This window comes from Lysinibacillus sp. RU7 (assembly GCF_057837305.1).
Window position 1 is genome coordinate 63109 of the sequence record NZ_JBYQFK010000002.1, and the last position, 23170, is coordinate 86278.

The 23170-nt window shown below is 38.1% G+C and carries 12 protein-coding genes; 3 read left to right on the forward strand and 9 right to left on the reverse strand.

Annotated elements, in window-relative coordinates; genetic code table 11:
- Positions 1-126 precede the first annotated feature (126 nt).
- Positions 127-2376 (reverse strand): S-layer homology domain-containing protein, encoded by a 2250-nt coding sequence (locus AC3II9_RS02025; RefSeq protein ID WP_489152818.1) that lies wholly within the window; start codon positions 2374-2376, stop codon positions 127-129.
- Between the two features lie 807 nt (positions 2377-3183).
- Positions 3184-5121, reverse strand: a complete 1938-nt coding sequence (locus AC3II9_RS02030; protein ID WP_489152819.1) for an S-layer homology domain-containing protein — start codon at positions 5119-5121, stop codon at positions 3184-3186.
- A 167-nt stretch (positions 5122-5288) separates the two neighbouring features.
- Here AC3II9_RS02030 and AC3II9_RS02035 point away from each other — a divergent pair, with 167 nt between their 5' ends.
- Positions 5289-6743 (forward strand): O-antigen ligase family protein, encoded by a 1455-nt coding sequence (locus AC3II9_RS02035; protein ID WP_489152820.1) that lies wholly within the window; start codon positions 5289-5291, stop codon positions 6741-6743.
- 95 nt (positions 6744-6838) lie between these two features.
- On the opposite strand, the gene AC3II9_RS02040 is transcribed toward AC3II9_RS02035, so the two are convergent.
- The 6 genes from AC3II9_RS02040 to AC3II9_RS02065 all read right to left on the reverse strand — a co-directional run bounded on the left by AC3II9_RS02040 (position 6839) and on the right by AC3II9_RS02065 (position 17877).
- Positions 6839-7711, reverse strand: coding sequence for a nuclease-related domain-containing protein (locus AC3II9_RS02040; RefSeq protein WP_489152821.1), 873 nt, complete (start codon positions 7709-7711; stop codon positions 6839-6841).
- Between the two features lie 259 nt (positions 7712-7970).
- Positions 7971-9671 (reverse strand): N-acetylmuramoyl-L-alanine amidase, encoded by a 1701-nt coding sequence (locus AC3II9_RS02045; RefSeq protein WP_489152822.1) that lies wholly within the window; start codon positions 9669-9671, stop codon positions 7971-7973.
- A gap of 762 nt (positions 9672-10433) precedes the next feature.
- Complete coding sequence (locus tag AC3II9_RS02050; protein ID WP_489152976.1) at positions 10434-11360, reverse strand: C40 family peptidase; 927 nt, start codon at positions 11358-11360, stop codon at positions 10434-10436.
- A 223-nt stretch (positions 11361-11583) separates the two neighbouring features.
- Complete coding sequence (locus AC3II9_RS02055; protein ID WP_489152823.1) at positions 11584-12645, reverse strand: CAP and S-layer homology domain-containing protein; 1062 nt, start codon at positions 12643-12645, stop codon at positions 11584-11586.
- Between the two features lie 208 nt (positions 12646-12853).
- Positions 12854-17035 (reverse strand): hypothetical protein, encoded by a 4182-nt coding sequence (locus AC3II9_RS02060; protein WP_489152824.1) that lies wholly within the window; start codon positions 17033-17035, stop codon positions 12854-12856.
- A 182-nt stretch (positions 17036-17217) separates the two neighbouring features.
- Positions 17218-17877 (reverse strand): S-layer homology domain-containing protein, encoded by a 660-nt coding sequence (locus AC3II9_RS02065; RefSeq protein WP_489152825.1) that lies wholly within the window; start codon positions 17875-17877, stop codon positions 17218-17220.
- A gap of 238 nt (positions 17878-18115) precedes the next feature.
- On the opposite strand from AC3II9_RS02065, the gene AC3II9_RS02070 reads away from it, so the two are divergent.
- Together AC3II9_RS02070 and AC3II9_RS02075 are read left to right on the forward strand one after the other, a co-directional pair.
- A complete protein-coding gene (locus AC3II9_RS02070; protein WP_489152826.1) occupies positions 18116-18802 on the forward strand; it encodes an amino acid transporter in 687 nt (228 codons plus the stop codon).
- Positions 18802-20229, forward strand: coding sequence for an HlyD family secretion protein (locus AC3II9_RS02075; RefSeq protein ID WP_489152827.1), 1428 nt, complete (start codon positions 18802-18804; stop codon positions 20227-20229). Before AC3II9_RS02070 ends, AC3II9_RS02075 begins: the two co-directional genes overlap by 1 nt.
- 47 nt (positions 20230-20276) lie before the next feature.
- On the opposite strand, the gene AC3II9_RS02080 is transcribed toward AC3II9_RS02075, so the two are convergent.
- Entirely contained in the window at positions 20277-23030 is a 2754-nt protein-coding gene (locus AC3II9_RS02080) for an S-layer homology domain-containing protein (RefSeq protein ID WP_489152828.1), read from the reverse strand.
- Between the last annotated feature and the right edge of the window lie 140 nt (positions 23031-23170).

The window sequence follows — 23170 nt, forward strand, 5'->3', positions numbered from 1 at the left end:
TGGAAAGCGAGCCGAATGGAGCGGAAATCGACGGTTACTCAACTGATAATATATATTTATAAATTTGCTTATTACGAGTAAATAAAATAGGAATCTCGTTGTATGTAAAAACGAGATTCCTATTTGTTATTGATTCAACACGCGGTATAAGAATAATCCGAAGTGTACGCGGCTAATTTTTTCGTTTGGCTTAAAGATGCCGCCACCATAACCTGTTGTAATATTATTTGCAGCGAGCGCCTGTACATATTCATATGCCCAATCACTTTTTGGTACATCTTTAAACTGGATGGAAGAAATGCCTTCTAATTTAAATGCATTGGCGATGATTTTGGCCATCTGTGCACGTGTTAATTGCCCCTCGGGATTGAAGTTACCGTTTAACCCGTCCATAATGCCTGCATTTTGAATGGCGGCAATTTCCTTATAATACGTATGCGACACTTTCACGTCTTTAAAGCCCGGATCCTTGATTTTTGATGTATCTAATCCAAGTACACGGCTAATAATAACAGCACCATGTGCACGTGTTAACGTTTGCTCGGGCCTAAACGTGCCATCACCATAACCTGTAATATATTTCTTTTCAACTAGATAGCTTACTTCTTTATAATACGGGTGGCTTGCTGGCACATCTTTAAAGATGGATTTATCCATAACAGTCACTGTGATCGATGTAGAACCACTACCTAATTGTGCTACAATTTTCCCTGTACCTACTTTAGTCGCAACAAATTTACCGTCTTGGTTAATGTAGCCAATATCTCCGTCGACCGACCATTTCACTTGTGATGAGCTATATACTAGATGATTACCAGCTTGGTCTTTTGCTGCTAGTGTATACGTTGTTGCCGCATCTTTCACGACCTCTTTACTACCGGAAATGGCCATTGTACCTGGTGTATCGGTTACTATAATCGGGAATGATTCAACTGCTTTTCCGTTATATAAAATTTGGACACGATCCGTACCTGCTGAAACAGCTTGAATCGTTGTATTCGTAAATGCTACATGACCATTTTCAGACTTAAACGAAATGTTTGAGCTACTTACTGGTAGCGGATTGTAATATTGGTCTAATGCATACTCAATTGTGACAGTTGACGTACTATCAACGAGTAATGTCCCGACATTTGTACGTGAATATTTTAACGTTTTGGCATCTGATAAAGGCGCTGTACTAATCGCCTCTAAAATCGCCGATACACGACGCTCAGCCCCGCCACTATTAGATGTTCTGTTTGCTACGACAACATTATTGCTACCATGATTACGATAAGCCATTGTTGTTGAACCACCGCCATCTAGATTAATAGCACGATCATATCCTTGGCTCACTAAGTAATCCGCAAATTGGACAAGATTCATCCCTTTACTATTCGATAAACGCCCGTCTACCGTGACAAAGTGAACGGTCTTTTTATCTTTACTAATCGCAATCGCACTACGCGGCGCTACTTCTTTTGCACGTGAGCTAGATGTATCCATCGTAATATAGCGTTGGCCATCGCGCACAAGCATCGGTCCACTCGCCAACATAAATTCAGCATCTTGCCATTTTTCATTAATACTTATTTCTACTGCCATCGCATCGCCCACTTGCAATGACTCGAATTTTGTGGCTTGTGCACCATTGGCTGAAATAACAAAACCGTTCTTTGGAATGTCTAGCTTTTGTGTCGAACCATACGGGCGAATTTGTACGACTTTCCCACTTAACTGTTGACCAAAATATGTAGATGTAATCTGTTCATCCGTTTGTACGACATACTCGACACCGTATTGGTTCGAATTTGTAGCGGACGTATGATGCTGTGGTGTAAATAAAATCGATTCATCTTGTTGACGTTGACGATTCAAGCCCGTTAATGGAATTCTACCAAGCTTAGAAACTGTCGTTACTTTAAAATCATATGTATCAATTTCCGCTGAACCATTGGAAGTCACACCAAAGGCAATCGGATAACTTACATACCCTGAAGTATTTTTTGCTAAAATACCACCATTATAAATCTTATTATCTTGTGAAATTAAATACAGTGGATAGCCCGTCGACATATCATAAAAAGCCGCATTCACTGCGCCGACTACTCGATGTCCATCGTATGAATGACTATTCGCTAACGCCGTTGTTGTTGCTAAACCACCGTATACACTTGGCAACCCTACCTCAACCTTTGTGTACGGATCATTTAAATTAATCGCTAGATGACTAATTTGATTTGTATACGTACCTTGATGTGTATATTGGTATAACGTCGTACCTGAAGATACTGGCTTTGTTAGCTTCGTTGTTTGATTTGCACTAGCCGAGGCGCTATATAGCGGTGATAATGCTAGTACAAAAGCAACTAAATAAATAAGTATTTTTTTCATTGTACTTTCCTAACCTCTCTATCTTTGAAACTAGCTCCTGATATTTCTTACTTTTTCAAGCGCACACTTGCTGCAAACGTTTCTATTCCCCACTACAAATAAGTTTCAGAGAAAAATAACATTATATTTTAAACTCATAACGAGCAGATCCCAAAACATATATTACTATTTGAGTAACCGTTGCTTTCCGCTCCGGCACTCGCTTTCCACGGGCGAGATCAAGCCTCCTCGTCGTTCATGCTTCACTCCTGCGGGGTCTTGATTGTCTCGCTTTTCCCGTAGGAGTCTCGTGCCTCCGCTACAAGCAACTATTGTTCAGTAAAAAAATGAGTTGCTAAAAAATAATAAATATCCTCATAGATTACAGAGGCTAGGCAACGATATGTGCAAATAGAAAGAAAATGATTTCTTTTAGATAAGAGAAATATTTTTCTAGCACATCGAGAAGTATTCACTTTTTGCCGTAGCGCACCATAGCCACAGGAGCCAAGATTCTCTTTGCGACGAAAGTGCAACGTCAGGAGCAGGAACAGGAGATCCAAACAGGCCGCGCCTGTTTTAGCTCCTGTGTAGGCTGTGGCAAAGCGCGGAGGCCATGATACACACCTTTTACTATATTAAATAGTATTTTTAGGATACATTTTTGCTCACTACGAGTTTTAAAAATAAAAGCGAAGAAAAAGTAACGATATAACTAGAACATTGAAACCTTATTAATCTCTTCATTAAAAACACTTAATGGAAATAAATGTAAGGTTCTCTCATTCATTATACATTACTTTTCTCTTCACTTCACTAACTATTAATCTACTTATACGTATTTAAAACATCTACATACTGACCGGATACGTAAGCATTGCCTTCTCTTGTGACGTCAGAGACAATACGATACCAACCATTCTCTTGTCCTAAAATCAATACTGGTAGATTCATTTTTGCATACGTAAATAGTTTTGGATTATTTGTCCCTGGACCTGTACGAACATTTAATCCTGTTGTATTTGTCATCCCAACTGTATAAGCATTTTTGGCATCTTTCAAACCGAGTGCTTTATCAATGCGATAGTAATGTCCTGCCGCTTTACTGCCCCAATACGGATCGGATGCATACTTGACATTAAATCCGATTGCTTTATGGCCAAATACAGCACCATTTGCATGTTTCCCATTGGCTGGGACGTAATTTTTCAACCAAAATGCATTTAACAGCTCTAAAATATTAGCTTCTACCGATTCAAATTTCTTTAATAGCGGGTTGGAATCCGTTACGTAAAGACCAAATAAATTATTTTCTAGTTGTGCACGATCACTCATCCCATACAAACTCTCATGGAAGGATAGCGCTAAAATCATCATCGCGTTGACGTTATACTCGGCTTCAATTTTTTTCAACATTTCTCCTATCCCAATGATTTTGCTCTTTGTCGTTGCATCTTTGTAAATACGATACGTATCTGGATAGCGATTGGCCAGTTCCTCTAATTCGCTCAGTCTTTCCATCACATACGCATCAATTTCTTCCGCTGTATAGTTCGTCTTTGAATGTATTGGCAAGAACTGATAATAGTTATATGCCTTCCCTACCGCTGTACCAGCACCATTAAAGAACGATACCCCGTCCCAGCTGTAATACTTACTATTTTCCGCTAAAAAGCTTGGCGCTTTTCCCGTAATATAAGCAGCATATTTTCCTGTTTTATAACTATAAATATTGTGAACTAATTGACCATTTTTCACTTCATAATAGGCACGACCTGGTAGTAACGCATAAGGGATTAATGTCACATCCGATAACTTGACATACCCTCGTTGACCCGCTAACTCCACTTCAACCCATGTTAAATCATTATCCACATTTTTATAAACCATTTCAGCATCATACGTCACATATGTACGCTGTGTTTTTTTGTCTGTATCATAAACAAGTGTAAAATTATTCGTTACGGCTAAGCCGTATGACATTTTCACAATTTTTTCATCGCGTTTAATATAATGCCCTTGCGAAAAATCAAATGCTTTTACAGCTTGTTCAAATGTCTCAAATTCTTTTACGACAGACGATTGACCATTTGCAATTTTATGTAATGTATAAACCTCTTTTTCCACTTCCACCGGCTTTTCATAACCTAGCTCCGGCTTCTCATCTGCAATCACGCCAATTAAACGGTAAATAAATGCTGCTGCTTGTGCGCGTGTTGCATTATTTTGAGGGTAAAAATATGTACCATCTTTCATCGGTGTACCTTTAATAATGCCTAGACTTGTATTTACCCCAATGGCTACGTGATAGTCTTTATTAATTGTATGCGTATCACGGAACGTTAAAGTTGTAGGTGTCGTCTTTATATCAAGGTAGTTTAATGCACGATATAGCATCACTGCCATGTGCTGACGTGTCACTGGTTGATTTGGCTTGAACTCATTTTGACCGTATCCTGTAATGATCCCAGCAGCCGCTGCATTTGAAATATCTTGCGCATACTGATACGAAGGAGGTACGTCTACAAAAGTATAAGATTCTGTTTCATCCAGTTGTAAGGCTCTCGAGACAAACGAAGCAAATTCTGCCCGGGTAATTGCACGGTTTGGATAATATTTTCCATCCTCAGCAAGGAGTATGTTATGCTTAATCAAATAGGTCATTTCTGTTTCCATATGATGCCCGTCAATATCACTTGCCTCTGCAGGTTGGAGAAATACCCCAGAAAATAAAAACACAACGATGAACATAATAATTTTTTTCATTTATCTCTCTCCTTTTCTATGTCTTATTCTAGCAGAATATATTAGAATTATTAAGGGAAAGTCTTCCTAAAATATGTAGGTGATATGGTTTATTTCATACTATTGCACATTTTTTATAGGACAATGGTATAATACATTTTTGATAACAACACGAAAGGAATAATTCTATGCAACGCATGAAACAGTCACTTCTTTCAAAAGAAGTATTAACAATCGTTCTCTTAGTGGCCGTAACATTTTTATCATTATTGCTACCTTCTAAGATTGCACTGATTGTAACGAGTTTGATTTTTGCTATTTTTGCATTTATAAAACCTTTGCAAAGCGTTTTATACTTACTCATTTATGTAGCAATTCGCCCTCTACTTGTAGAGTTGAATCCAGGGTTAAAATTCATTGGAGATTTAATTACATTCATCTTATTGATCAAACTATTAATCGCTAGTCGATTCGATATAAAAGGTTTATTACATTTTAAACTATTTGAATGGGCGTTTTTCTTCTTCTTAGGGGTAGGTTCACTTGTTGGTTATTTAAACGGGGTAAGTATTGGGGCAATCGTATTCCAAGTGCGTACATTTATGATTATGTACTTAATCTATTACTTCCTATCTCGTACAGCGCTACCTGCCAATTGGAAACAACAGCTAAGTTGGACAGCAGTCGGTCTCGGTTGGTTAGTATCCTTACACGGGCTAGTGGAGAAAATCTCGATTCGTCAATGGCTTCTACCAGAGTATTGGCAGTACATGCCGTTATCAGCTGAAAATTTACAGCGTATATACGGGTTACCAGGTAATCCGAACTCACTTGCATTAATTATGATGTTTACAGTTATCGCTGTATTGTTCCTAAAAAACCTTTACAAAAATATGCAGTACAAATGGTTTTTAAACATTAGTTTAGTGCTCTTTATTGGGGTGTTAATCTTAACATTCTCTCGCGGTACATTAATTGCTGGTGCATTCTTTGCGATTACGTACTTAATTTTCTCAAGAGACTGGAAGCTGGTCAAAACGCTTGCTATCGGTTGGCTTGCCGCATTTATACTCGTGTACTATCCAGTGAATGCAAGTGTATCATTCATTAAATACCTTGGTGTAGAAGCACCTGATGGTACAGTCGGTTCATTAGCCGATCGTTTCGGTCAAATTTTAGATAACAAAAACGTCGATCGTATGGTATCAAACGGGCGCGTCTTCTATATTAAAAAAGGATTTGAAATCTATCAAGATTATCCAGTCGCTGGTACTGGTTTCGGTACATTTGGTGGAGCGGCTACGATTTCTTACGGCTCGCCAATTTACGCAGACTACGGCATCGACTTATCGATTTACTTTGAAAATAAAATTTACTCAGATAATCAGTACATTCAAATCATTGCAGAGACAGGTACACTCGGCGTTATCTTATTTGCCGTCTACTTACTTGCGATGGTCGCACTCTTCTGGAAGCAACGTCATACACGTTTCGGACAGATGATGATAGGACTGTGGATTGCAACCGGCGTATGTGGCGCATTCTATAATATTTGGGAACTAAAAGTATATACACTCATCTTCTTCACAATCTTCGCAGCATTCGCTGTAGAACATAAGTTTTATAAGCAATACCGAGTGTAAAAAACCCCCTCGTGCAACTTTTCGATTGCGCGAGGGGGTTTCAGTTTACTTGCTTAATTTCGAGATTTACTTGCCTAATTTTTAAATTTACTTGCCTAATTTCCTTTTTTACTTGCCATTGCTAAAATATTTGTAGGAATCACATATTTCCGATTTTTGAAATTCCCCATATAATCTATCCCTAATTTACTTAACATGCGACTAGCGGTATAAATACTTTCTACCCCTAAAAAATCCCGAAATTCTTGATTCGTAATCCAGTCCTTATACAGTAACCGGTAATCATGTAGTGCCTCGTAAACACCATTCGTCGTTTTCGTCCCACACTGCATACAGCGAAACCCCTTTCGCTCATGCCTCATCTGCATCCGACAATCGATACAAACAACACCTTTCATGACCGATACTTTTGGATAAATCCGCTTGAGCGCTAACTTCTGGTAACAAGCAATGAAATGCTCCTTCACATAATCGAGTAACTCCTCCCCCAAAGTAGCTGTATACTGCTCAAACAATCTACTCACTTTACTCCGCAAACCACTTAACCGAAACACATCTACCTCCTGTGTTGGTGTAGCAATCCATGTTTTGGAATCGGTAAACACAACGACTGGTACAACAGGAACATCAATACCTATTTTCAACAACTCTTCTTCTATAAACATTCGATGCCTTAACACCTGATCCGTCGGGTTCTTATAAACTATTTTTGTACCATCTGCTTTTGTTTGAATCATTTGTCGCACCTTATCATCAAAATCAATTTGTCCCCCAATATCCTTTGTTTCGATTACTAACACGAACTGCTTACTTACAAACAGTGTATCCATCTGATGGGAATAGCCAAACGGATTGACCGTTTCATAACTATGGAATAAGTAATGTCGTTGTGATAATTGCATGTCTGTCCACTCCCGGTCGGCACGCAACTCACCATAATAACCTTTCCTCGCATTTTTATACAACACCTAAATTGCATCATATTGCACACTCTGCATATTTATTCGTTTTAACAATGACTCGTACATTTGTATTTTCTCGCATACACTCCGATGAATAATAATCAACTCCCTCCTCCTCCCCTCACAATCTATCTATGACCTTTTCGACTTCATTCAACAATTTCCTGCTAAATCGTCCAACCTCGAATTTTGGCATATTTTATTTCCTAAGCAATAAAAAAACGTTACCTTATCGTGCTTGTACACAATAAGGTAACGTTTATGTTTAATTTGTTTGCGAGTAGTATTTTACAATCCCATTATAGATAGACTGTCCAAAAATATCAACATATTGATCACTTGTTAACTTTGCACTGTCTTCACTATTTGTCACAAATCCTAACTCTACTAATATAGCTGGAATGTAAAGATTTCGAATCACATAATAATCCTCACGCTTTACACCACGATCTTTCATGTTGGCATTTTTTACGATTTCATCATTGATGAATTTCGCTAACGCATAATCTTCTTTCTCATTATCGTTTGCGCTAATGCTATAATATGTTTCCGTTCCTTGTGCTGATGCACCTGCAGCATTGGCATGAATACTAACAAAAATCTCACCGTAATTATCTTTCGCAAACTTTACACGTTCTTCTAACGATGGATATGTATCCCCTGTACGCGTCATCTTTACAATCGCACCAGCTGCTTCTAGCTTTTGCTTTACTTTGTTCGCTGTATTGAACACAATTGACTTTTCCACAGCATTGCCACTTACTGCACCTGGATCTTTACCACCATGACCAGGATCAATCACAATAATACGTCCTGCCACTGGTGAACCCGATTTATTGATTAAACGTAAATACGTTTTACTTGTATAACCAATTGTACCATTATATGAAATTTTAACCCATGCACCTGAAATCGATAGCACATCGACTTTTGTACCGCGATCAATTTTCCCTAAAACAGCCGAGCTCGCATTCCCTTCTGCCCGGATATTTAAATTGTTCACTGTCGCAATACCGATTGTTGTGGCATTTGACTCTGGCTTTTCCACGACAGGTGGCTCGCCTTCATCAGGATTCCCTTCTACCGGTGGCTTCGTAATTTCATCTGCATACGTTTTATAAATGTAAGCATATTGTCCATTAAAATCAACTTTATAATAGTCAGCGCCTACTTCATATACATTGAAAATGTACCCTTTACTTACTTTGCCTAAAATATTTGAAGACCCCGAAAACTCCTTCGATGAACGGACGTTTAAATTATCCGTATTCGCTTTTACTTGCATAATCGCGTCATCTTCATTCGGCACCGTCTCGCCTTGTACAGGTAAGTCTAAACGATAATCTTCAGATGCTGCACGTGCTACAAACAACCCAAACTGTCCACGTGTTAAATTACTAGTAGGTAAAAACGTACCGGCAGATGTTAATTTTGTGTAGCCATTATAATAAATAGCCGAAATATATTTATAGTATTTGTTAGAACTTGATACATCTTTAAATGGTATAGCTAAATTTGCATATTTGTTTACATCTAATTTAAAAGCTACAGCTAATGCTTTCGCCATTTCATTTCGTGTAATGGGTACATGCGGAGCAAATGTTGTACTTGACGTTGGCGCAATAATCCCTAATTTGACCGCTGTTTCTACATACATCGACTCTTCTGATCCAACCTTTACATCTGTAAATGATGATGTAGATGGTTTCGAGACTTGAATACCAGCAGCATTAATGACCATTTTTGCTACTTGCCATCTCTTTACGTTATCTCCTGGTTTAAATACCTTTTTCCCATTTTCCGTATATCCTTGAATAACGCCTTCATTCACTAAATAATTAATTTCCTCATAGGCTTCATGAGAAGTCGGAATATCAGCAAAACGCTGGCTTGCATACGCACTTTGTATGCTGAACATTGACATAATGACAACGATAAAAGTTAAAGTAAATCTCCTTAAAAACAATGTCTTTTTCCTCCTTCTTTTCTATAAACAACTCTATTCTAGCAGATTTTTGTCGATAAAAATATATGGCTTTTCTACCTTATTCTACCTTACTTCGCGAAGAAAATATAGCTTTCTCTTTTTCTAGAATTGTTTATGGCTCTTTAACAAAATCTGTACTTGACCGTACATTCCGTTACGGGCGGACACTTTCCGCAGTCGAGGTCGAGCCTCCTCGTCGCTCATTCTTCGGTGCTCCTGTCGCTGCGCTTTCGTCGCAAATAAATTTCCTGTGGGGTCTCGGGCCAACATGATGTTGGTTCACAAAGGCGTTGTCACAGGACGTGACGGTTTTAGCCTTTGTTCTTCTATCGCTTTTCCCGCTGGAAGCTTTGCACCTGCCGTTTCACTTCCGGTGCAGAAAAACATTGCTCTGTAGCGAAAGGCTCATGCCGTCAGCTACACTCGCCGCCCTTCACTCCATATATTTTTAGAGCAATCTTCTTTTTTAATCAAGAACATAATCTGGTATTGAACCTTGTTTATATACAGGAAAATCTCTCTATGTAAAACAGGTTATTACATCTAGATTTGCTATATTGTTAGTGTACACGAAAAAATATAGCAAAATCATTGCAGCTCTTCACCAAAATAATGTCGTATTTTTGCAGATTGCAAAAAAAAAAAAAAGAGAGAGGCGCCTGTCGGAAGCCTCTCCACTCTATTGTTAAACTTTTGCAAGAGATCGGTTGGTAGCCATCTATGCTTACAAAAGTAGACAACCTAATTTAAATTGCTTGCGCGTTCAATAAATGTATGTAATTGCTTTAATGTGACATAGCTAGATTTACCATATGTACCGTCACCTTGTCCAATTGTAACACCATTGGAAGCTAAAATTTTAATATATTCATAATCCCAGCTCTGATCACTAACATCTGTAAAATGCACAACTTTATTTGTCATCTTTAAGTTGAATGCCTCAACTAAGACTTTTGCCATTTGTGAGCGAGTAAGCGGTGAGCCTGCATTGAATTTACCGTTTGCGTCACCAGTAAATACTCCTAAATTATAAAGTGCCGTTGTTGCACCTGCATATTTTGAATCTGATTTGACATCTACGAAAGGCGAGTTTGTATTGGATGTATTAACACCTAAAACTTGTGCTAATTGAAGTGCCACTTCACCACGTGATGCATACACGGTGAAATCAATTGATGCATCTTTTACTTGCTCTGTTGTTTGTTGAACAGCTTCTTCTGTAAATGTCGCAATACGTTTTGCGCCAACATAGCGTGTTGCCCAGTAGGAAGTACTCATACTTGCCACTGTTACGCCTGTGCTTGTACCAGAATGGATAAACTTGTTATTTCCAACATAAATCCCTACATGCGATACACCTCTACCAGATGTATTATAAAATACAAGGTCGCCTACTTGTAAATCGCTTTTTGAAACGGCTGTCCCTTGTGAATACTGTGCTGACGATGTGCGGTTAATAGAAATACCTAGTTGGTTAAATACTAAGCGTGTAAATCCTGAACAATCTAAACCACTTGTTGTTGTGCCTCCATATACATATGGAACGCCAATATATTTATAAGCTGTAGCTGTTAATTCTTTTGGTGTTGCTGCTTCTGCGCTGTCTGTTCCAGCTCCTGCAAAAATCATAAACGATGCAAAAACTGGCAATAACCATCTCTTCATGATAAGTATTTGATACTCCCTTCAAATTGTTGGTTCTTTTGCCTACTTCAAGACTAACACAGATTACCATGTAATAATTTTTCACTTTTGTAACAGTTAGATGAAAATCAAAAAGCACTAAATTTCTAGCGAAAGCTAGTAATCTAGCGCTTTTATGAGCGATTTTATAAATTTGCATTACTCGACCGTAATATCCCTGTAATGTTACGCACTATAATTTGGCATATTATTTGGTCGAAAAAAGTTGGATAAAGTAATATTTTCCATTATCATCTTTTTTTACCGCAATCCCAATATGGGTATAGTTGGGCTTTAAAATATTTTCACGATGCGACTCGGATGCCATCCATGCTGCCATGACCTCTTCCGGTTTTATGAAAAAGCGGGCAATATTTTCACCGAAACTTAAAAATTCATAGTCATACAATGTCGCCATGTCCCAAGAATGCCCGTAGTACGGAGATTGATGATCGAAATAATCGTATTCGAACATATCCTGTACTTTAATGGTTGCAAGCTGGTTTAAATACGGATCTTGTATTAATGAAGAAAGACCGTTTTTCTCACGTTCTTCATTGACTAAACGGACAATTTCAGTGCCCTGTGCTTCATTTTCTAAAACCGTTGTAATATATCGCTTCCCTAAATAATCATAAGCCACTTCTAAATTGTCCATTTGGGCTTTAAAATCGAGAGCACGTATTATTAGTACAGCCATTTGGGCACGTGTCACCTGAGCATACGGCTCATATTTCATGTTTGGCTTTCCTGTTATAACACCAACATCCGCCAATGATTCAATATAATGCTTAGCCCAACAACCCTTTTTCGTATCAAGAAATGTCGCCTCATTTCTTTCATCAACCTCGATGCCAAATGCTTGGGCAATCATTTTAGCCATTTGTCCACGTGTGACAAACTTGTCCGGATTCAATTGTTGACGATGATCAACAACATGTAACTCCACTAATTTACGGAACATGTCGTACTGAGGGTGTGTCGTTGGCATGTCTTTTGCTTGTAATTGAATGGATGCATCAAGTGGTAGATTTAGTGCTTTCACAAGCGTTTCAGCAACTTCGCTACGTGTTATTGGTTGGTTCGGCTTAAATGTTCCGTCCTCATAAGCATTCATATAACCACTTGCGAGCATTTCATGAATCGATGGTGCTGCCCAGTAAGTAGACTTCACATCGACTAAAGCATTTCGTTCAGCAAATGACATAGGTGGAACTACGAGTTGCCACATCACTAAAAAAGCAAGAATCCCTATCCATTGTTTGCGCAATTTTTTATCTTCCCCTCTAAGAACAAAAGTGCGAAAGCGCGTGCGGGAGTCCGAGTATTACATCGGTTTAGCGCTTTCGCCTAAACATACAGGCTCTTTTCCAACCATCTTTAATTTCCTTCATAACGATAAAAACTCGCCCTTCATTTAAATGAAAGGCGAATTCTATTTCCTATATTACTACTATTATAATGAGAACAAAAGAACTTTAGAAGAAGAAAGATGAATCGTTTAATTGTTCTTCATAATCTTCTAACATGAAATAATTTGATACTAGACGTTTTTGTTGCGTCGTTAATCGGTCATAAGCGGAACGCGCCGATTTCACTTTCGATTCAAAGTTGCTTGCATTCGGATTAATTTCAGCAATTAATGAACGTACTTGATCTACTGCGCCCGATTCTTTTTGTGCGTTTTGCAATATATCATAATTTGTGACAAGCTTACGGTATGCGGACGGTAAGGAATTGTATAGTGCTAACGCTTCCTCTACTAGCTTACTATAGTTACTAGAAGATGCTGAAATGCTACTAATTTTTGAGATGACTTCTTGTACTTTATCGATATTATTTTTCGCTTCTTGCAACTGTGCAAAGTTTGTCACGTACTGCTTTTCACTACTAGATAACATATTGTAAGCAGCATAAGCAGCTTGTACACTACCAATATAGTTTGCACTCGTTGGCTTCAGTGCTTGAATCATTTTATACACTTCAATCGCTGGCGCAACATTTTGCAGCTTACTCATATTTGGTACCATTTGACGTTGCTCTGCTGTTAATTTATCTAATGCTTTCATTGCCTTATCATAAGCTGATATAAGATTACTCGCGAATTGTAAATTATCGATGGCATCAATAGCAACTAACACATTTTTCACGCCTTTTTCATAGTTTTGTAACTCTTTATAAAGCGTGACGGCTTTCTTCTCGTTCGCTGTTAAAGCATCATAAGCCGCTCGTGCATCTTTAATCGCTTGCATATACTCAGAAGGAGATTTAGATGGAATCGCACGAATCAGCTCATCCACTGCTGAACCGCCGCTCACTGTATTTTCAAATGCCAATAAGTCGCTATAGTTTGTCACGAATGCTTTGTCTTCATTTGATAATGCATTATATAATTCGCGTGCTTTTTTGACATCTTCCCCAAATGTTTTACTAGATGATTTAATATTCGCGATTGCTTCCATTGTTTGAGCTACCGGATAGATTGTCAAAAGCAATGCGTCACGATTATAGACAAGTTCACGGCTTTCATACGGAATTTTTTCGTATGCTTTCACTGCATCGTTATATTTCTTGACGAAATCTCGTGCATTATTAAATGGACGTACAATCATCGCTTTTAACTCTTCGATTTGATGAATAGCTGCTGTTACAGGTTTTAACGCGTTTTCACGCTCTTGTAACGTTTTATAATTTAACACAAGTTTTTGATAAGATGAATTGATGCGTGCCAACTTATCGTACGCTTCACGAGCCGCTATTAACTTTTGTACGTAATCTTCCACACCCGGACGCGCGGCATCAATCAGATCCATGACGTCATTTACCGCTACTAAACCTGTTTCTGCCCCTTCAATTTTGTGTAAAATTGGTGCCAGATAGCGTTGTTCAACCGTTGAAAGTTGATCATACCGCAAACGAATTGCCGTTACATCTTCTATATATGTTTTGCCACTTGGTTGTAATTTATTAATCGCTGCGACAATTTCATAAATCTTCAAGTACGGCTTTAAACTACTATCATAGTTGTAAACATACGATTTTTGACGCGACGTTAAATTATCATAAGCTTTGATTGCCGCTTCTACCTTTTTGGCATAACCGCTATTCGCTACATCCACACCCCTAATGATTGGGTCATTGATTAAATCGACTACTTTTAACGCCGCTGTCCCATCTTTTTTCAGCGTTTGGAAGTGTTTATAATTTGTCACCTGCTTTTTCGCATCGGCCGATAAAGAGGCATAAATCGTTTCAATCGCTTCTGCTTCTGCTAAAAACGCTTGACCTGTGAGTAAACCGAGCCTATCAATACGAGCGACTAAATCATTGCCATTTTTAATAGAATTATCATGCATTTTTAATGTAGCTTCGTATGTTTTGACTGCATCCACAATTTTCGGAGCCAATGTAGACGTCCAAGCCGCCTCAGCACTTAGTTTATTAAATTCTTCCTCCGCTTTCTTATACGCCTCTTGGAATCCAGCAGCACTTGGTTTCAAAGCCTTCATCTGGTCTACAAAAGCTAAATACACTTTAAAGTCTTCAATTCGCTTTTTATTTTCGTCAGAAATATACGATTTCTGCGTCGCTGTTAGCTTCTCAAATGCTGTTACTGCTGTTTGGGCAGTAGAAGGGAATTTGCTAATCTGCTCCGGATCAACCAATTCAATAGCTTTCGTCGCATCAGCTGATTGCTTCACTATTTTTTCAAGCTCCAGTAATGTTTTTAAGTTTGTGACAAGTTTTTGCTCTTCTTTCGGTAAATCGGTATAGGCCTCACGAGCAGCTTGGATTGCGACTAACTGCTCATTCTTATTTGTAAATGTACCATTTGCATCTTCAATTTTTTGAATAACCTTACCTGCATTTGTTAATTGATCTTGGAGCTTCTGAACAGCTTTTTTTAGCTCTTCCCGAAGTTTTTCTAAAGCAGCTTTGTCCTCAGCGATATTAGCATTACTTAAAGCTGTATCTAAATTTCCAGTATCGCCCTTTAAAATAGACAATAAAGATCTTACATCCGCTTCATAACTGCTTGCGGTCGTCTTTAAGTTGTAATAACTACCTGTTACTGTAGCAAAAGGCGTTAAATACTTTAGACGTGGACCACTTAAAACTAACGATTGTTCTCCTTTACTTAACTTGTCATACAATTTATTAAGCGCCTCGACTTTTGTAGCAAAGGTCTTTTTATTTTCAATGATGATCGCATCAATTTGATCGCTTAGTTTAATCGTCGTTTTTCCTGACTTCTCCCAATTTTGCAGTTCTTTATAGTTATTGACGATTTTCTTTTGATTGGTAGTAAGGGCATCATACGCTTTTCGTGCATCTTCAATATTTGTAGAAGTAACATTCGATCCCGTAGTTAAGTTTTCAATTGCCTCTTCTACCTTTTCAGCGGCTATCACATCCGCACGATATGCTCCTAATTTAACATTATAGCTTGATAATAACTCTGGTGGATTTAAAGCTAATTTAGCATAGGCATCTTCTGCTGCTTTTAAAGCCGTACGATATTCATCTGTAGCATTTGGTTTTAGTGCATCGACTAACGCAATGAAGTCTAGTCCATCCTTATACCCTACGTTTTTGTCGTTATCTACGCGATTCGCCACTTTTGTGTCATACTCAAGCACAAGCATTTGGGCGCGCACGTTGAGCTTTTCGTAATCAGCAACAATTTTCCCTACCTTGCTTTTATAATCGCTCGCTGTCACAGACTGAATGCCCTTGATTAAATCCGTTACTTTATTGGCCGCAATTAAATCATCATTCGCCTGCTTCATCACAGCCGCTACCGTTCGACCATCGTTTTCTAGCACATGAGCATCTGCAACCTTCTTCTCGTTCGGTGTCATTTTTTCATTGTAAAACTGATTGGCTTCATTTAATAACTCTTTAAACTTAAGTGCATCATCTGAATCTAATAGTACATCCCGTAACATAATTTTTTCTACATAGTCAATAAACGCTTCTGGCTTTTTAATATCTTCAATAAATGTCTTTAATGTATCGATATTTTTTATAAACTCTTTTTCAAAATCTTCAATTGTTGCTAGATAATTCGCCATGCCGCCTAATGCTTTCGTTTCAAATGTGCCACTATACGCTGCATTTAAATCATAATCATCCCCTTCATATTTAGTAATAACGCTATCTAGTTGTTGACGAATCGTTTTAAACTTTTCTTCAATAGCCGCATATTCTCCTGCTAATCCAGGAACTGTCTCAACCAATGCTGGATGTGTCGTTTTAAGTAGATTGATTTCATTTGTTAAACTGTGTGCATGACTTTTTAAACCCTGTAGTTCTTTTAAAAAATCTAATTTAGCTAGTAATAATTCACGATCATTTTCATATTCTTTTTCTGGTGTATTTGGATTGTCTGGTAATAGTTCGTTAATAAGATCACGATATGCTTGAAAATTTGCAATCGAGCTTTTTTCATTTAGATTAAAAATTTCTTCTAGACGTAGTTTTGTTACATCTAAATCCGCTACTGTATTATGAGGCACAGCCGCAACGCTCGTATCTGCCGTTACAATCGGCGCTAGTTGTTCCCCGTCCATCACTACATCTGTTTCATTGGCACTTACAACCGCTGCCGGTGCCAGAATTAGCCCCGTGAGTACACCTGCTTTTACTGTTTTCTTCATGAAAGTCATCCTTTCTCTATATAAATATCCCATAATTTTCTACATTATTCTAAACCTACTATCGGCAAAATGATAAGATTCTTTATGTATAAATAAAAAATTGTCCAAAACAACAGATTATTATTTAAATAAAATAAAAAACCACCCTTTCTCAACTAGTGAAAAGAGTAGCTTCTTATCATTTATTCAACATTTATAATATCAAAATCTGATTGTGTATAATCGATGGCACGTTTTAAAAATGTTGCTAGCTGTGCACGTTTCACAGAATCATTCGGGGTAAATGTCGTAGCGCTTGTCCCTTTTGTCACATTGTACTGGACAAGTGTTTGAATATAGCGACGAGTATTCACATCCGGAATGCTATTAACATCTGTAAATTTCGTTGTGGTTGTATTCGCTAACTCTAAATCAAATGCGAGTACAAGCATTTTCGCTACTTGTGAACGTTTGACGGGGTCGTTCGGTTTAAAGGTTTGATCTTTATAACCACCAATAATGCCTGCGTTATATAAAGCCGCAATCGCCCCGTAATATGTACTATTTTTTGGTACATCTGTAAAGCCAGGATCTTTCACATTTTTAGTATCTAAATGGAGCGCATTCGCTATAAACAACGCTAACTCTGCACGTGTTGCCGCTTCATACGGTGCAAATGTTGTCGCTGTACGTCCTGTAATAATACCTGAATTATATAATTCCTCAATCGCTGTATAATGGTCCCCCACATTTTTCAAATCAGTGAATGGTACCGCTGCGGTTGCTGGAACCTGTGCCACATATGCTACAGTCGTTGCCGCCAGTGTTGCCGCTAACACATATTTAGAATACGGAGATTTCATATCGTTATAGCCTCCTAATTTTTAAAATCCATTCCCATTGTACATGAAAAATACTAAACATGATATAAGTCAACTTAGCTAGAAAAATCCTTACACAGAGAGGAAACATTATAAACAAAATGAAAAATACAACCTTTTTCATTATCAAAAATCCTCTTTTTCCTTTATTATACTTATATTGACTTTATTTAATGATAGTTTAATAGAGCGAATTTATGACAACGAAAGGGTGACTTACATGGTATTTCACTATAAGTTTTGGCATCTGTTATTTCATCCATCTTCCCTAACGTATATGCTGGAACATGAAGAGGAATACGAAAAAATCCACGGCTATAAAAAAGCGCTATGGCTGCTATTTTTTACAACACTTTTATTTTTTGCGATACGGAATTTATGGGGGATGCATACAGAAAGCTTAACGGCACTTCTTGTAAATGGGCTTGACGACAGATATATGTTTGCCCGCTTAATTTCTTTAAGCGGGGCCATTTTATGGGCTATTGCTTTCTTTATTTTTCATTACTATGTTCTTACATATGTATTGCACTTACTCACTGATTTACCTTTTAAATGGATTCAGAAAGTTCAACTGTATGTGATGACCTTTATTGTGCTGGAAAAAGCGCTGACATTCCTCGTGTTTGCCATTGTTGGCTTTACGACACCATTCACCTTTTTCTCACTAGCACCGATTACGGCCTATTTCTATCAAGATGAGTATGTACTCTACTTTTTAAATCAACTAACGGTCGCGACAGTTGTAACCATTATCATTCAATACACATTCCTATCACAGTGGGAAGAAGAAAGTAAAAAAATACTGCTAGTGAAGCTGATCTTTGTGCAAATTGGACTAGCATTACTAGTCGGAGCTATTAGTATACTTCCCATTCTCAAGTGGATTGAAGGAGGCGTGAGCTAATGGCTAGTACAACAAAGTTTAAAATATGGGGTGCCATTACAATCATTTTCGTCGTAATCAATGGCTACCTTTTGCTCAAAAACAACGAGGTCATTCCAAAATCTTATTATATTGGTGACATGCAATATGCAGTGAGTGGCGTGCATACAAAAGAACTCGATAAAGAAGGCATTCTCGCCACAAGCAATGAAATGCGCCTCGCTGCACCAGTTCAAGCAATCGACAAGGTACTCGTGAAGCGTGGCGATGCCGTCACGATGCAACAAGAGCTTGCTTCCTACAAATCGGATGCTGTTGAGCAAGAACGAAAAAGATTAGAAATCGAACGCAAAGCCTATGAAACTGAATTAAAGGAGCTCGAACAAATTTTGTCTGCTCTTGAGCGTGAATCGGCGAGCGCTCGTCCGTCTACCGCAACAGATAGCACAACAATCGGAGACTCGAATATTTGGAATTTAAATCTCTCGCTAGAACTCGGCATCGAACAAAATACACCGACCGCCGAAGGAAAGGCGATGATTCGTCGTCATATCGCGGAAATTGAACGTCAGCTTGACATTACAGATTCCTTGCTAACACAGCTGATTTCATACCAAACTTTAGCAACACCAGTTGATGGTTTCGTAGGGGACATTCAGCAAGACGGCGATACGATTACATTTGTCATTTATCCATCAAGTAAAAGTGTCGCCACATACATTGACGAAGCACAATGGCAACGTGTCGAAGTCGGACAACGCGCTAAAATCATCGTTCGCGCTGGGGAAGAAGATGAATCCACGGTGGAAGGCATCGTGACAGAAAAGCAAGCGATTCCTGCTGAGGAGTCGATGTGGTATCAAGAACTGTTAAAGTATGAAAAAATCGACCCTGCTAAAACATTGTACGAAGTCCAAATTCAACCGACGGATTTACTAGCGGACTATCCGTACGGTGAAAAAGTAGCTGTAACGATTACAACCGATGAAGTATTCAGTAGTTTTAAAGTGCGGTCGGACTGGATTGTTCACTACGAGGTGCCTGATATCGGTAATACACATATTTATACACTTGGCTATGATGGTCGAACACGCCTAACACCTGTAGACGTTGCCTTCAATAAGCTCGGTCAAGTCGATCCACCTGTGGAAGAAGTCATTCCTGAAGAGGAAATACCAGAGGAAGAAATCACCGAAGAAGAAACAGAAAAAGTGCCCGCTATCCAGACCGTAGATTTCGGTACAGAAAAAGAAGAAGACATAGCTGAGGAACTATACGACGTGACTGTATTTACAGGGCTAATCGATGAAAATACAATTTTACTCGATGGAACGGCACGTAATATTTATGCCCCTACATTCCGCCCTTACCCACTCCAAAAGTACGAATGGGAAAAAGTCGGCGAAGTCACATGGCAAGATATCGTCAAGTTTATCGCACAACCATAAGCAAAACGGGCTCGCCAGTCGGCAAGCCCGTGTTCTTTTTAATAAGATTAATAGGATACAGAAATCGTTTTAGGGTCAAATCTTCCTAGATTATTATACACATCTCGTAGTACACGATTGCCTTTTAACTCTACTGTCATGGTCGTGTAACGCGGCATCGTTTTATCTAATGTTAAAATGATATTATTCGAATTGTTCGAATCAATGGATGCTTTCGCACTGTAGGATGTCCCAGATGAATCTGTCACAAAGAATGCATCTGCATCTGGTATTGTAATGGCTTGTCCAAATGTGAGCACAATCTCACGGGAACTTTTTATAGACAAACTTGGATTCCAATAGCTTTGTCCCGGCGCAACAATCGGCGGTAAACTAATCGATTCATAATAAGAATCCATTTCTTCAAAGGAGTTTTCCGCACGTAAATCCGTAATATAAAGATAAGGTGTTACTGAGTAACTCCATTGACTTTCAATCTTTAAAATCACTTGCTTTGGATTTGATGGGTTTACTTGTACTTGCCCAAGATTATATCCCCTAATTTCATAATTCTCTAGATTAGAAGCCACCGTCTCATCTACTGGATAATTAAAGTCAATTGTAATAATGCTTGGATCTTTGATAGAACTATCTGTTAGTGACGTCTTTACCGCAACTACTTGTAGTTTATCTCCGTTGAACGAATAGTCCTTGCTACGTGTAAAGGAAATTTCACCACTAGCTAAAGCGCCTCCATACTGCCCAAACAAGTTTTTAAAACTAATCGTGACGTCATATGTTGTATTTTCAATGTCAGTGTGTCTCAGTAGCTCTCGTAATGGAATTTTTACCATATTCGGTTTCTCGTATACACTATATACCTTTACATCCTGCTTTTTGATTGGGTTTTTTCTACCGTTTGCCGTATAGGTACCTGAAATAGAAGTGGTCGTATTTTCACTTACTAAGACATTACGATCGAATTCAATAAATAAATACTCTAAATTATTTTCGCGCACGACGTCTGATTTCATTATTTTTGCACCAGCTGTTTGTATATCAAAATTATGTGTCACAGAAAATGTTGTATCTTCCCACGTTTCTTCATCCGTTACATAGCGATCAGGCGCTGTGCTAATTGTTACATCACCAGACAAAGGATTATTGACTGTGATAATATACGTCTTACTATATCCGTCATGTTCTACGCTTTGAACAGCGAGTCTTGTTCCTCCAGCTGTCACTACTAAATCACTTGGCTCTAATGACCATAAAGTATGGTTAAATGTAATACTAAATTTGCGCTCACTCATTTGTTGAACGGCTGTTACTTGCAGACTAGAGTTCTTACCTTTCACAATCTTCGTCGTCAGTGCATAAGGCTTGGAAACATTCCCCGATACATCTTGAAGCCCATTATATGTGACTGTAATCTCACTACCATCTGGAACCAACTCTCCATTAGCACGTGCTTTTTCTAAGTTATACGTAATCGTGTTGCCCTTAACAGAAGAAGTAATACCCGTTACGACAGAACCATCTGCTAACTTAAATCGCGCCATATAATTTCTTACAGGTTCCGTAAAAGTAACCCTAGAGCGATTTTCACTAATTGACTCTACAGATTGAATCGCAGGAGGAGTTGTATCTCCGTTAATATGAATGACTTCATTATAAGTAGATAATTTATGTCCTTGAGTTGAGTATATATTGAACACACGCAGACGATAACTTGGCTCTATTGTGAAGGAGTTAATCGTTAACGTATACGAACGACCGTCTTTACTGAGCTCACCCTTTTTTAGTGAAACATTTAAACCACTGTTTCCTAACTCGTCTATCTTTTCTAATTTAAAGTATTTCATTAACTCTGTATTTTTACTTGTTGTCTCAAGTTCAACTCGTTCACTAAAGTGAATAACAATTTGTCCATCATTAACACTTTCTACATTCGTTATTTTCAAAGTATTTACTATATATTCCACTTTATACGTATAGCTTACACCATTGATTTCAAAGGTAGCATCTACCTTTTTATTTTCCGGAAGTGGTTCATCTAATTGAACTCGATATGTTTTACCGTTCGTTAACGTGACATCTAAATCCGTTTCAGATAAGACATTTACTGCTGTGACCGTCGCTTTTCCGCTTGTTTTATCTGGCGATTTTACATTTAAAATGCCATATAGCAAACCTGCAAACTCACCACGTGTCGCTTTGGATTTCGGACGAAAATAGTCATCGATTGATATATCATAATAGTCTAATACATTAATCGAACGTTGCGCCTCTGCTGTCGCTTGTGCAATATCTAAATATTCCTGCATATACGTTTGCGTTTCTACATAACGAATATAATCGTAATTATCTAGCATTGATTTTGCTCTTACTAACACAATTGCTAATTGTTCTAATGTCATGCTATTGTTAGCATTTAAATAACCATTCGCTCCTACGAAAATACGATTATCATACACAACTGCTGCATATTTTAATAGCTCTTCATCCGAACTTGAAGTTAAATCACGAAAACGCATGTTACTGTTATAATCAGTTGGTACTCGATACCCCTTTGATGTTAAGTATTTTCCTAATAATTTAATAACATCCGATCTTGTTAATGTCTTATTAGGCTTATATGTACGATCTGGATACCCATTTATAATTCCTTTAGATACAAGACTATAAATTTCATTTTCATATTTATACCCCTTTATATCCGTAAACTGCGCTGCATTGGCAACTGGAGCTACTGCTGTCGTTGCAATGGTTAAAACCATAACAGTTGAAAGCATTTGATAGGAACGGTTTTTTCGATTCATCCAATGTCCTCCTCAACCTATTTATAAAAACCATTTACACTCTTCTGTGTTAAATATCGGATAGAAAGTAGCTTTTTTTAATTGAAGCAACGGTATGTGCTTTTTTCTCAATACTAAAAACCCTACTATTTCCGCTTATA